Genomic DNA, 12,589 nt, shown 5'->3' on the forward strand with positions numbered 1-12,589 from the left:
AGCTGGAACTATAGTCGGCTCACAGCTCCAGACTCAAACTGACCATCAGATTGCGCGGCTCACCCGGCAGGTTCCATACCGCGTTGTAGCCGCGCTCGTAGTATTTGCGGTCGAACAGATTGTTCAGGTTGAGCCCGACAGTGGCGTGTTCATTGACCTTGTAGTGGGCCAGCAAATCCACGGTGCTGTAGCTCGGCAGCCGGAAGCTGCTGCCCGCCTGCCCCGACCGCTCACCCACATAGTTGGCCGCCGCCCCCAGATCCGATCCCTGCAGAAACCCGCTCTGGAATTCATACACGGCCATCAGGCTGCCGCTATGTTGCGGGATGCCCAGCAGATCGCTGCCCTTGGGCAGGTTGGCGTCGCCCTTGGTCACTTCGGCATCGATATAGGCATAGGCACCAATCACTCGCAGCGCCTCGCTGAGCTGGCCGCTGAACTGCACATCGACGCCCTGGCTGCGCGCCTTGCCGGCGGCGATGCTGTCACCGAAGGCATCGGTGGTGATGACGTTTTCCTTGTCGATGTGAAACAGCGCCAGGGTAGCCCCCAGGCGGCTGTCGAACAGGTCGAGCTTCAAGCCCGTTTCATAGCCCAGGCCCTTCTCCGGCTTGTACACCTGGCCCTGGGTACCGATGCTGTTGGGCTTGAACGAAGTGGAGGCGTTGGCGAACACACCCACCTCGGGTGTCAGTTGATACAGCAGCCCCACGCGTGGGGTGGCGACGTCTTTTTCCTGTGTATTGCTGACCTGGCTGGTTCGGTTCTGCGCGGTCTGCTCGATGTGCTCCAGGCGCACGCCGACCAGGCCGCGCAGGCGTTCGGTGATGGTGATCTGGTCTTGCAGGTTGAGCGCGTAGCTTTCGGTGCGCTCGAAGAAGTCGTTGGGGTTGACCAGATCAGGCTTCGGCTTGCCGTACACCGGGTTGTAGATGTCCAGGCCATAGCTGGGCGAGGTGATGCTCTGCGGGTACTTCTGACTGTTGCGGTAGTTCTCGTATTCGAGGCCGATCAGGCTCTGGTGCTGCCAACTGCCAACGTCGAACTGGCCGTGCAGCTCGGCCTGGGTGATGTTGTCGTTCCACTCGAAATCTCGCTCGCGGTAAAAGCGGCTGAGGGTCGTGTCCACCAGGCGTTGCGGCTCGGAACTGTTGCCCTTGAGTCGGCCCTGGGTGTAGTGGTTGGCCAGGCGTAGCTTCCAGCGCTCGGAGAGGTAGTGCTCCAGGGTCAGGTCGAGGGTCTGGTTGTCGTTGCGGATGCGCCCGTCATTGGGCTCGCCGAAAAAGCTGGAACGGCTGACCGGCCCCAACTCGTTGTTCACTGCCGGTATGCCGCGGTCAAACACCGACTCGGTGCGCGAGAACTCGCTGTCGATCGACACCAGGGTGTCCGGGCTCAGCTGCCAGCTCAGCGACGGGCTGACGATACGGCGCTCGCTGCCGACGTAATCGCGGAAGCTGCCATTGTCCTCCACCGCCATGTTCACCCGCGACAGCACGCGACCGTCTTCGCTCAGGGGCGTGTTCACGTCCAGGCTGCTGCGGTAACGATCCCAACTGCCGGCGCTCGCCTTGAAGTGGGTGAAGGCCTCGGCCTGAGGGCGCTTGGTGACAATGTTCACCAGCCCACCCGGATCACCCCGCCCATACAAGCTGGCGGCCGGCCCCTTGAGCACTTCGATGCGTTCGATGTTCGAGCTGTCCGGAGCGCTGTAACTGCCGCGATTGACGGCAAAACCGTTCTTGTACAACTCGCCGGTGGTAAAGCCACGCACGCTGTAGTTGAGAAAGGTCAGGCCGCCGAAGTTGTTCTGCCGGCTCACCCCGCCGGCAAAATCCAGGGCGCGGTCGATACGCGTGGTGTTGAGGTCATCAAGCACCTGGCTCGGCACCACGGCGATGCTCTGGGGCGTGTCGCGAACGTCGGTATCGGTCTTGGTGGCCGTGCTTGAGCGGGTCGCGCGATAGCCCTGCACGGGGCCCGTGGCGGTTTCTTCGAGTGAACGTTCGGTGACGCTCAAGGCTTCGAGCAAGACGGGTTCGACGGCCGCTGCCGGAAGGGCGAGCAACGAGGCAGACAAACCGAGGGACAACCTTCCTAGGGGGGCGTGCATGGGGGGCTCCTTAAAATTATGTAATAACATAACAATTCAGAGCGAAACATAAAAGATCAGCGGCCAAAGACCGCCAGCTCTCCCCCCGTCGCCAGCACCAGGCTCAGGCCGCTATAGGAAAACCCGAACGCGCGCACTTCAAGCTCCACTCCCAGCTTGTGAAATACCGCCGGCCGGTGATACCGCGCCCCGTGCAGCCACGAGCCCGGCTCGACCAGCAACAGGTGCTGCTCGGGCCAGGCCAGGGTGATGTCCTCGGTCATCCAGCCATCGGCAGTGGCTAACGGCAGGCGACCGCCATGGATGCCGGCCATGGGGATGACCCGGTCCTGCAACGGCCCCAGGCCCCGGGTTTCCAGAAAGCGGTCGCTGCCCAGGTTGTCGGTGCGATCGCGCGCGACCTTCTCACCGGTGCGGCAGTCGATCACGCTGCGCCCAGAGCTTGCGGCCACCAGCAACAGCTCGCTGTCGCGGTCGAAGCCGACTTCCATCAGGCCCACGATGGTAAAGCGCGCCTTCAACTGCCACGGCGCGGGGGGAAGTGTGACTTGCAGCTGCGCGATCTCCCGGCGCAGCGGGTCAAGGTGGGACGTGGGCATGGCGCGACTCCGAGTGTACGGCGGGCGTACCCTCGATTAGGCCCTATCCCGGGCGCGAAAGCGATACGCCACCGGCACATTGAGACGCGGTGCAAAGCGCCAATCTCTGGCATCATCCAGCGGTGCCGTCACCCCTGCCCTGCGGAGCTCAAATTGCCCACCCCTCGTCACTTCAGCCAAAAAACCAGTACAACAAACATGCTGAACCTCAAGCACCCGCAGGGCCCGTCCGCACCGACCTATCGCGTGGGCTTTCTGCTGCTGGAGAACTTCTCCATGGCCAGCTTCACCGTGGCCATGGATGTGCTGGTCACCGCCAACCTGCTACAGCCCAACCTGTTCGCCATCACCCCGCTGTCGCTGGGCAGCGAACGGGTGACCAGCGACCTGGGCCTGGAGATCTATGCCTCCAGCGTCGAGCGCAACACGCTGGAGTCGCTGGACCTGCTGGTGGTCTGCGGTGGCCTGCGCACCCCGCTCAAATACCCTGAACTCGACCGCCTGCTCGCCGATGCCGCCGCCCATGGCCAGGCCCTGGGCGGGTTGTGGAACGGTGCCTACTTTCTCGGCCGCGCCGGGGTGCTGGACAACTACAGCTGCACCATCCACCCCGAACAACGGGCCAGCCTGGCCGAGCGCAGCGCCCAGAGCACCATCACCCCGGCAAGCTTTGTGGTAGACCGCGACCGCTTGACCGCCGCCAGCCCGAACGGCGCGCTGGAGATGATGCTGGCCTTGCTCAAGGTGCAACAGGGTGAGGCGCTGGCCGGTGGCGTCGAGGAGATCCTGGCGTTTTCCGGCGCACGCTTTCGGCGGGTGGACAGCAGCTCGAAAAAGTCCATGAGTGCGCCACTGCGCACCATCGTCGAGCTGATGGAAAACAACCTGGAAGAAACCTTGAGCCTGGACCAGCTGGCGGAATACAGCGGGCGCTCACGCCGCCAGATCGACCGCCTGTTCCAGGCCCAGCTGGGCACCTCGCCCAGCCGTTACTACATGGAACTGCGCATCACCAAGAGCCGGCGCCTGCTGCAGTATTCGGACCTGCCACTGATGGATGTGGCCATCGCCTGCGGCTTTGTTTCGGTGTCGCACTTCAGCAAGTGCTACAGCGCCTACTTCGGCTATCCGCCTTCTCGGGAGCAGCGGCTGGGCGAGTAACCGCGACGGCGGCTACCCAGGCTCATCGTCCCTTCCAGCACCAGCACCAGCACTGCCAGCCAGATGGCAATGTACGTCGGCCATTGCGCGGGGGCGATGGTCTCGCCCAGCAGCACCGAAGCCAGCACCAGCAACACCGGCTCAACGTAGATCAACAGGCCGAACAGGGTCAGGTTCAGGCGCGGTCCCGACAGCGCCTGCAACGCCAGGGCCGAGGCACTGATCGCACCCAGCCCCATCACCAGCCAGGGCAAACTCGAACCACTACCGGCCACACCCAGCACCACCCCGCCCTTGAGCACCAGCAGCAGGCTGACCGGCAGGCTCAGGCTCATGTCGAACCACAACCCGCCCATGGTGTTGCTGTCGCTGACCCGGCGCAGCCAGAAGTACAGCGGGTAGCCCAACCCCACCGCCAGCACCGGCCAGGTAATGGCCTGGGCGATGGCAATCTGGTTGATGACACCCAGCGCCGCCAACGCGCACGCCAGCAGTTGCAGGCGGCTGATGCTGTCGTTGAAGGCCAGACGACCGACAATGACCATGGTCAGCGGCATCAGAAAATAGCCAAGCGACACATCCAGGCCATAGCCATTGATCGGTGCCCACATGAACAACCACAACTGCACACCGAGCAACGCCGCCGACAACAGGCGCACGGCCCAGAACAGCCGTTCCCGAAGCACCCGCGCAAACAGGCGGCGTACCTCGTGCCAATGGCCGCTGGCGATCACCATCAGGGTCAGGCAAGGCACCGTCAGCAGGATGCGCCAGCCGTAGATTTCCTCACCGCCCAGGTCTTGCAGCAAGTGGGTATAGGCGTACATCACCGCGAACAGCACCGAGGCGAGAATATTGAGCACAAAGCCAAGGGTGGCATTGGGGGTGCGAGTGTCCATGGTGCAAGCCTTCTTGTCAGGGGGCAGAGAGTGATAATTTATTGCGTTGCGCCTGAAAAGTGCCCTCGTTTTCCACCCTGCAAATGAGAAAATCTTGCACATGAACACTGCGCTAGACGACTTCGACCTTGCCCTGCTCGACGCCCTGCAACAGGACAACAGCCTGCCCCTGCGCGAACTGGCCGAGCGGGTACACCTGTCCACGGCATCGGTACAACGGCGCATACAGCGGCTGAAAAAGACCGGCTCCATCCAGGCCAATACGGCGGTGATCGACCCGGAAAAAGTCGGCCAGGTAATCACCTTGATGGTCGAGATACACGCCGATCGCACCCAGTCGGCGGACCTTGAAGTGATGAAACGCACCTTCTCGGGGCCGGAAATCCAGCAGTGCTACTACGTCACCGGTGACGCCGACTTCATGCTGGTGCTGACGGTGGCGAGCATGAGCGAGTTCCAGGCCCTCACCCAGCGCCTGTTCCACGATAACCCCAATGTGAAATGGTTCAGGACCATCGTGGTGCTGGAGCGGGTCAAGTCGACGTTACACGTGCCCCTGACCCGCCCGTAGGAGCGGGCTTGCCCCGCGATGCGATGTGTCTGACGTGAATGAATCTGCGTAAGCGGTTGAGACTGTATCGCGGGGCAAGCCCGCTCCTACGGCGTCAGTCCTGTCCCAGCGCCTGACGCAGCTCCTGCGCCGTAGCGTACTCACGCTGGGCCACGACCTGCCCCTTGTCCAGCTGCAACCACAGCACCTTGTCTTCGGCACCCGCGTAGCGCGTGGCCACGCTGCCCTCACGATCGAGCAGCACGCGGTAGCTGTAGTCGCGCATGGCCGGGATGGCGAAGAGTTTGGAGATCAACGCCGGCATGCGCTGGATGTCGGCAACAAACACCGCATTGCGTTCCTCCAGATACCCCTTGGGGCGATCAGCCAGGGCCGCCTTGACCAGCTTGGCGCCATCCATCGTGCGCGCCACCAGCAAGATGCGGGTCTGGTCGTTGAGGCTGTAGGCCTGGTCATGCTGGTCCTGCAACGTCCAAGGCGCCAGGCGCTCGCCCACTTCAACCGCCTGGGCCAGCAGCGGCATCAGGCTCAACAGCAACACTATCGGGTATTTCACAGGTGACCTCATTGTCGAAAAAATCAATGCCGATCCTACCCTGAAAGGCCGACCGCAGCGTCACTACATCCACCCCAGCCATTTCCACCAGGTCGCCGCAAACACCAGCATCAGCAGATACCCGATCAAGGTGATCAGTATCCCGACGCGGGCGAACTGCCTGGCACTGAAAGTTTCGGTGCCCAGGCACACCATGTTCTGCGGGGCATTGATCGGCAGGATGAAGCCATAGCTGACCACAAAGCCCAGGGCCATGGTCATGCCCAGGCGACTGAAGTCACCCGGCAAGGTCTGCAACACCGAGATCAGGATCGGCAGCAGCGCCGAGGTCAGCGCCGTGGCACTGGCAAACCCCAAGTGAATCAGAATCAGGAACGCCGCCAGGATCGCGAACACGCCCAGGGTGCCCAGTTGATCCAGCCCGGTGTGGGCCACCACCTGCGCGCCGAGCCATTGCCCGGCCTGGGTGGTCAGCAAGGTGGTACCCAGGCTGATGCCGACCCCGAAGACAATCACCGTGCCCCACGGAATGCGTGCCTGTACGTCTTTCCAGGTCATTACCCCAAGGTGCGGCAACAGCAGAATCACCAGGCCTGCATAAGTGGTCGAAGTGGTATCGAAGTGATGCAGCTTGCCCTCCGTGGCCCAGGCCAGCAACAGCAGGACCGACACCGCCAGCAAGCGCTTCTGCGCCCCGCTCATGGGACCGAGTTCGGCCAGGGTCTTGCTCACCGCGGCCTTGCCACCGGGGATGCTGTCACTCTCGGGCGGCATCATCTTGAGTACCACAAAGATCAGTACCGCCGACATGATCACCGCCCACGGGGCGCCTGCAATCAGCCAGTCGATCCACGACACCCGGGCACCGAGCATCTTGTCCATGAAGCCCACTGTAAGCAGGTTCTGCGCCGCGGCAGTCTGGATGCCGATGTTCCAGATACTGGTGCCCTGGGCCACGATGATCATGATCCCGGCGGCGATGTTGGAGCGTTTGTCGACACCAAACGCGGCAATCACCCCCATCATGATCGGCACTACACAGGCACTGCGCGCCGTGGCGCTGGGCACCACCAGGCTCAGCAGGATGGTCACCGCCACCGCGCCAAGCAGAATGCGCCGGGTACTGACGCCAACGCTTGAAAGCGTCACGAGGGCGATACGCCGGTCCAGTCCGGTGTGGGTCATGGCCGCGGCGATGAACAGCGCACCCACCACCAGGGCCAGGGCGCTGTTGGAGAACCCGGTCAGCGCCAGGCTGATGGCGGCCGAGGAGCCATAGGTCACCGAGGGGTCGGCCACGGTCGGCGCGGTACCCAGCAAAAAGGCCATCAGCGAGGTGATCATGATTGCGCTGGCTTCGTACGACACCGCCTCGCTGATCCACACCACCACGGCAAATGCCAGGATCGCCAGCACCCGCTGCCCGGCCACCGGCAGGTCGGCGGGCAGCGGCAACAGGAGTACGCCGATCATGGCGGCGATCCCCACCAGCAAGCCGATTGGAACCCTCACTCGGGTGGTTTGCGCATCCGGTGCGCTGGCCGACGAACTCATGTGAATCTCCCTGCAATGCATGAGCGGGCATGATCGGACACATCCCCCGCAGGCGAACTGATTCGCATCAATTACCGGGGAATCGCGCATTGTCCGACAAGAATGTAGTGCAAGAAAAAAATCACTACAAAACATATTGACGCCGTTCATCGGCCCTTGCATGATGAGGCCGTCTCCCCGATCGGGGACACTGGCAAGGGTGTTCCAGGCAGCTCGAAGGATCCATGAGCTGTATGCGGATGGGTACTGCCCAAAAGGCAGCGTGTAAAAGCCCCCAGTTGCGACGCTGCTGTAGCAGCTTTCTTTCAACGCTACATGTGATGTGCGCCGAGTTTGAACTCAACTACGAATGGTCTAGGGGGCTTTATGATGAATCTGAACAATCAACCGACTGTTGGCGAATTGGCCCGGCTGTTCGCCGCGCGCAAAGACACACTCGACAGCCACATCCTCTGGGTTTGCGAAACCGGTGAAGTGCGCCTCGACAGCCTGGGGCCGCTGACCGATGAAGCGCAGTTTGAGCAACGTACGCCGAACATGCGCGCCCGGTTGAAGATGTACCGCCGTGGCCAGGGCTATGTCGGCAAGAAAGCCGCCGCCGACACCCAATACGTCGGCCGCGTTCTGCAGACCCTGCAACATGAGTGGGCCGCGCTGCAGGACAAACCGGGCGTCGCGGTCATCGACCGCCTCTGCTAGGTCACCCAACGGCAACACGCAAAGCCCGATCCGCAAGGATCGGGCTTTTTTCATTGCCGCGCACACTGGCTACAATGACCGTCTTTTCTTCAAGAGCATGACGATGAACAGTCCCGCATTCGGCACCGGCGATGCCTCCTACCAGGCCGCCGGCGGTATCGACGGCCTGCGCCGCCTGGTCGATGACTTCTACCGCCTGATGGACCAGACCCCAAACGCCCGCCCGGTGCGCCAGATGCACCCGGACAACCTCGACGGCTCGCGGGACAAACTGGCCTGTTTTCTCAGTGGCTGGCTCGGCGGCCCGGCGCTGTTTCGCGAACGCTATGGCTCGATCGCCATCCCGGCCTTCCATGCCCAATGGCCGATCGAACAATCCCACAGTGATATCTGGTTGAGCTGCATGGAGCAGGCCATTGCGCTGCAGGGCTACTCGCCCGAGTTCGCCGACTACCTGCTACGCCAGTTGCGCGTGCCGGCCGAGCGCATTGTCCAGGCCAGCCGCAACCGCCACGCTCAGGCCTGACGGCGCAGCGGCGCCTGCTCCAGCGGCAGCCAGCCGATGGCCAGGGCCCGGGCGCGCTCGACACCCCAGGCCATGGCCCGGGTCATGGTTTCGCCGGGGCGATTGTCGTAGTACTCCTCCACCATCGCCTTGCCCTGGTGCGCATAAATCCCGAGGAACAGTTGCGTGGCACCGGTGCGCGACAGCCTGACCTGCACATCGATGCTGGTGCCGTCACTGAGCGCTTCGTCATGGCTGCGGCTGTGCAATTGCGCGTCTGCCCATTTCCAGAAAGTTTCTTCCCTGATACGCATCGAATGGCTCCTGTGTGGTTAACGGCGGGGGCAAGTAAGGCATACAAGCGCGTAACAGGCGAGCGCCCGTTCCGCATCCGTTGAGCAAGGTCAAGCAATGCAGAAAAAACCCCGCCTCAGAGGGCGGGGTGATGTGATCCTGTTCACTTTCTTGCTGGAACCCTGGGCGTGAACTTGCCCTGTTTGGTGCGTTGCAAATGGCTGGGCTGAACCTGGTCCGAGTCATCCAGGGTCATGTGGGCAAAGCCCAGACGGTAAGCCGCCTGACCACAACGCACCTGGCTGTTGATAGGAAATTCGTCGCCGTTGTCCTCGAAGTAGGATTCGCTCATGCCCTGTCTCCCTCTGACAGCGGGGCGGTACCGGCAAGCAAATGTTTGCCCGGGAAAATACCGACCCAAGAGCTTTTGAGACTAGCCGGTCATTTGCAGACTTCCTGGGCGAAAACAAAAAAGCCCGACCAATGGCCGGGCCAATTTGTCGCACCCCGGGTTATCGAAGCTTGACTGCGGTACCGGTGACGAACACCACGACCATGCCGCCCCGAGACGACGGCATGCTGATCTCGTAATCCAGCCCCACTACCGCGTCGGCCTGCAAGCTGCGGGCCCGGGCCTTGATCTCGTCTGTGGCCTGGATGCGGGCCTCCTTCAAGGCACTTTCCAGGGTTTGCGAGCGGCCGCCGAAAAAGTCGCGAAAGCTGGCGAACACATCGCGCACCACGTTGATGCCCTGGACCGACTCGGCGCTGACCACATCCAGGTAGGCGACGATCTGACGGCCTTCGACGGTGCCTGTGGTGGTGACAATCATGGTGTTCTCCTTCGGTCTTGCAGGGTGTACGCCGGGCGTTTGCACGCACCGGCAAAAGAAGGCGATGGTAGCAAAAACCGCTCGTTGCCCCGGCGGCTATTTATACAAGTCATTACTTGTTTAACCACAGTGGCACACCTAGACTTCGTGCCACTCACCCGTGCGAAGGAGTCGCGCATGTCCTCTACCCCTCCCCCTCAGAGCGCCTCCTGGGCGCAACTGCTCAAGGGCCGCAATGCCCTGCGCTCGATTGCCCTGGCCGGTGGCGTGGGGTTGCATGCGATCAACGTCTACATCGTCACCACGATCCTGCCGACGGTGATTGCCGACATCGGCGGCCTGGCCTTTTATGCCTGGAGCACCACGTTGTTCGTGGTCACCTCGATCATCGGCTCCACCCTCTCGGCGCAATTGCTCGAACGCCTCGGCGCCCGGCGCGCGTTCCTGCTGGCGCTGCTGGTGTTCGCCGCCGGCTCGGCCCTGTGCGCGGCAGCGCCGAGCATGACGGTGCTGCTGGCCGGGCGCAGTGTGCAGGGGTTTGGTGGTGGCATCCTGTTCGCTTTGAGCTATGCCCTGATCCGCCTGGTGTTCGATGAAGCGTTGTGGCCCCGAGCCATGGCCATGGTCTCGGGCATGTGGGGCGTCGCCACCCTGTGCGGGCCCGCCATCGGCGGCGTGTTCGCCGAACTCGGCCATTGGCGCTGGGCGTTCTGGTCGTTGTTGCCGGTGGTGGCGCTGCTGGCGCTGATCGTTATCCAGCAACTGCACAGCACCGTCGTCAACCCGGCGGCGCGTTCGCGCCCGCCCTATGGCCTGATCGCCTGCCTGGTCGTGTCGGTGCTGGTGGTCTCGACCGCAAGCCTGTCCAGCCAGTTACTGTGGAACCTGCTCGGAATGGGCGCCGGCGTTGCCATCGCCGTACTGATTGCCCGCCTCGATCGCAACCCCGAGCGTCGCCTGCTGCCCACCGGGGCTTATTCGCTGGGCACTCGCCTGGGCGTGCTGTACGGGATGATGTGCCTGTTGATCACGGCAATGACCACCGAGATTTTCGTGCCCTATTTCCTTCAACAGATCCACGGCCTCGGCCCACTCGCCGCCGGCTACATGACCGCGGCCATGGCGGCTGGCTGGACCCTGGGTGCGCTGTACGGCGCCGGACGCACGGGGGAGTCGGCCGAGCGCCTGATGCGCGCAGGCCCGGCGGTGATCGTCGCGGCCATGCTGGCCCTGGCGCTGACGACCCCCCAAGCGAACTGGCTGCACAGCACTGCCGGCGTGGCGAGTTACTGCCTGGCCCTGGCCGGGGTCGGCCTGGGCATCGGCCTTGGCTGGCCGCACCTACTGGCGCGGGTACTCAGCGCGGCGCGGCCCGGAGAAGAGAACCTGGCCTCGGCCTCGATCACCACCGTGCAACTCTATGCCACGGCCCTGGCGGCTGCCCTGGCCGGGCTGGTCAGTAACGGCGCAGGCCTGGTCGACCCCGGCGGTGCGGTCGGTGCCCAGCATGCCGCCACCTGGCTGTTCGGTGTGTTCGCCCTGGCGCCGGTGCTGACCTTGCTACTGGTCTGGCGCATCACCGGAACACCGACCAAGTCCCTGGCCTGACGCATTGCATTTCAACCTTTTTGCAGGACGCTTATCGTGCATGACTCCCCCGCTTCCCTGACCCCGACGGCGACTGCCGAACGCATCCTGTTCCTGCTCAAGACCCGGGGGCCGCTGAAAACCACCGACCTTGCCAGCCTGCTGCAGATCAGTTTCGAGGCCACGCGCCAGCAGCTTCAGAAGCTTCAGGGCGCCGATCTGATCAGCGGCATCAGCGCAACGGCCAGCGGTGCCGGACGGCCTTCGCAACAGTGGATACTCACCGAAGCTGCGCAACGGCGCTTCCCCGACACCCACAGCGTGCTCACGCTGCAACTGATCGAATCCGTCGAGCAGGTGTTCGGCGCCGACGGCGTCGATCAACTGATCAGCCGCATGGAAGCCAGCAATCTCAAGGAATACCAGCAAGCCTGTAGCCAGGCCCGGAACCTGGAAGACAAGGTCCGCACCCTGGTGCAACTGCGCGAACAGGCCGGCTACATGGCCCGGATGCAAGCCTGCGACAGTGGCTGGCTGATCATCGAGCACCACTGCCCGATCTGCGTCGCCGCCAGTCGCTGCCAGGGGTTTTGTCGGTCGGAGCTGCAGATCTTCCAGGCAGTGATCGGCGATCAGGCGAAGGTGGAACGCTGCGAGCACCTGCTCTCGGGTGACCGGCGTTGCGTCTACCGTGTCACCCCTGAGCCCGCCCTTACGTCCAGTGCAGGTTGAACACCACAAAGGCCAGCAATGCCCAGAGCACCAACACAAGGTGCGTGAGTTGCAGGCCCTCCTGACGAATCCAGTAGCCGAACCACAGTCCGCCCAGCAGCATGCTGAAGGTGAAGCCGAGCATCGCGCTCAGCGCCAGGTTCAGCCAGGGCCGCGCCGGCTCAAGGCCCGCATCGAACAACAAGGTGTAGCTGCCGATCAGCGCCGCCCCCGCAGCGACCCCCTGCAACACCAACACCATCACCAGCGCGAGCCGGTGCGCCAGCGGGGAATGCAGCGCCCGTGACAACAACGGGAAATCAATGGCCGGCGCCTGCTTCAAGGGGGCCATCGCCATGGTCGCCCCCACTGCACCGACAGAGGCCGCAAAGGCCTGGAGGTTATTGAGTACAGCGATGCAGAGCCAAAGGCTCAAGCCCAGCGCCAGGGTGACCTGAAACAGCCACAGGGAAGTGTGCAACTCCATTTGCGTGCAGTCCTTTTACA

General features: G+C 63.1%; 15 protein-coding genes. 6 read left to right on the forward strand and 9 right to left on the reverse strand.

Annotation, left to right across the window (positions count from 1 at the left end; translation table 11 throughout):
* Positions 1-19: 19 nt before the first annotated feature.
* Together U9R80_RS17125 and U9R80_RS17130 are read right to left on the reverse strand one after the other, a co-directional pair.
* Positions 20-2,113, reverse strand: coding sequence for a TonB-dependent siderophore receptor (locus U9R80_RS17125; RefSeq protein WP_301842959.1), 2,094 nt, complete (start codon positions 2,111-2,113; stop codon positions 20-22).
* Between the two features lie 56 nt (positions 2,114-2,169).
* Entirely contained in the window at positions 2,170-2,712 is a 543-nt protein-coding gene (locus tag U9R80_RS17130; RefSeq protein ID WP_301842960.1) for a hypothetical protein, read from the reverse strand.
* A gap of 153 nt (positions 2,713-2,865) precedes the next feature.
* On the opposite strand from U9R80_RS17130, the gene U9R80_RS17135 reads away from it, so the two are divergent.
* Positions 2,866-3,873 carry a GlxA family transcriptional regulator gene (locus tag U9R80_RS17135; protein WP_324803354.1) on the forward strand — a complete coding sequence of 336 codons (1,008 nt, stop codon included), beginning with the start codon at positions 2,866-2,868 and terminating at the stop codon, positions 3,871-3,873.
* Here U9R80_RS17135 and rarD read toward each other — a convergent pair.
* Positions 3,837-4,772, reverse strand: coding sequence for an EamA family transporter RarD (gene rarD / locus U9R80_RS17140; RefSeq protein WP_301842962.1), 936 nt, complete (start codon positions 4,770-4,772; stop codon positions 3,837-3,839). The genes U9R80_RS17135 and rarD overlap by 37 nt on opposite strands.
* 100 nt (positions 4,773-4,872) lie before the next feature.
* On the opposite strand from rarD, the gene U9R80_RS17145 reads away from it, so the two are divergent.
* Entirely contained in the window at positions 4,873-5,343 is a 471-nt protein-coding gene (locus tag U9R80_RS17145) for an Lrp/AsnC family transcriptional regulator (protein WP_301842963.1), read from the forward strand.
* A 94-nt stretch (positions 5,344-5,437) separates the two neighbouring features.
* Here U9R80_RS17145 and U9R80_RS17150 read toward each other — a convergent pair whose 3' ends face one another.
* Together U9R80_RS17150 and U9R80_RS17155 are read right to left on the reverse strand one after the other, a co-directional pair.
* A complete protein-coding gene (locus tag U9R80_RS17150) occupies positions 5,438-5,899 on the reverse strand; it encodes an FAD/FMN-containing dehydrogenase (protein WP_301842964.1) in 462 nt (153 codons plus the stop codon).
* Between the two features lie 63 nt (positions 5,900-5,962).
* Complete coding sequence (locus U9R80_RS17155) at positions 5,963-7,453, reverse strand: DASS family sodium-coupled anion symporter (protein WP_301842965.1); 1,491 nt, start codon at positions 7,451-7,453, stop codon at positions 5,963-5,965.
* 366 nt (positions 7,454-7,819) lie between these two features.
* Between U9R80_RS17155 and U9R80_RS17160 the strand changes: the two genes are divergently transcribed.
* Both U9R80_RS17160 and U9R80_RS17165 read left to right on the forward strand, forming a co-directional pair.
* Positions 7,820-8,152, forward strand: a complete 333-nt coding sequence (locus U9R80_RS17160; RefSeq protein ID WP_301842966.1) for a hypothetical protein — start codon at positions 7,820-7,822, stop codon at positions 8,150-8,152.
* Positions 8,153-8,255: 103 nt separating this feature from the next.
* Positions 8,256-8,678: a group II truncated hemoglobin gene (locus tag U9R80_RS17165; protein ID WP_301842967.1), complete on the forward strand. Its 423-nt coding sequence runs from the start codon at positions 8,256-8,258 to the stop codon at positions 8,676-8,678.
* On the opposite strand, the gene U9R80_RS17170 is transcribed toward U9R80_RS17165, so the two are convergent.
* From U9R80_RS17170 to U9R80_RS17180, 3 genes are all read right to left on the reverse strand, one after another.
* Positions 8,669-8,971, reverse strand: coding sequence for a hypothetical protein (locus U9R80_RS17170; protein WP_301842968.1), 303 nt, complete (start codon positions 8,969-8,971; stop codon positions 8,669-8,671). The genes U9R80_RS17165 and U9R80_RS17170 overlap by 10 nt on opposite strands.
* 143 nt (positions 8,972-9,114) lie before the next feature.
* Positions 9,115-9,303, reverse strand: coding sequence for a hypothetical protein (locus tag U9R80_RS17175; protein WP_301842969.1), 189 nt, complete (start codon positions 9,301-9,303; stop codon positions 9,115-9,117).
* 160 nt (positions 9,304-9,463) lie between these two features.
* The gene (locus U9R80_RS17180) at positions 9,464-9,784 is read right to left on the reverse strand and encodes a YbjQ family protein (protein WP_301842970.1); all 321 of its coding nucleotides are present in this window, start codon (positions 9,782-9,784) and stop codon (positions 9,464-9,466) included.
* 177 nt (positions 9,785-9,961) lie between these two features.
* Between U9R80_RS17180 and U9R80_RS17185 the strand changes: the two genes are divergently transcribed.
* Positions 9,962-11,392: an MFS transporter gene (locus tag U9R80_RS17185; protein ID WP_301842971.1), complete on the forward strand. Its 1,431-nt coding sequence runs from the start codon at positions 9,962-9,964 to the stop codon at positions 11,390-11,392.
* Between the two features lie 36 nt (positions 11,393-11,428).
* Entirely contained in the window at positions 11,429-12,103 is a 675-nt protein-coding gene (locus U9R80_RS17190) for a helix-turn-helix transcriptional regulator (RefSeq protein WP_301842972.1), read from the forward strand.
* On the opposite strand, the gene U9R80_RS17195 is transcribed toward U9R80_RS17190, so the two are convergent.
* On the reverse strand, positions 12,084-12,569 hold the full coding sequence (locus tag U9R80_RS17195; RefSeq protein WP_301842973.1) for a DUF2165 family protein: 486 nt from the start codon (positions 12,567-12,569) through the stop codon (positions 12,084-12,086). The two genes, U9R80_RS17190 and U9R80_RS17195, sit on opposite strands and share 20 nt — an antisense overlap.
* Positions 12,570-12,589: the final 20 nt, after the last annotated feature.

This window comes from Pseudomonas sp. JQ170C (genome assembly GCF_035581345.1).
In the GTDB taxonomy this organism is placed as follows: domain Bacteria; phylum Pseudomonadota; class Gammaproteobacteria; order Pseudomonadales; family Pseudomonadaceae; genus Aquipseudomonas.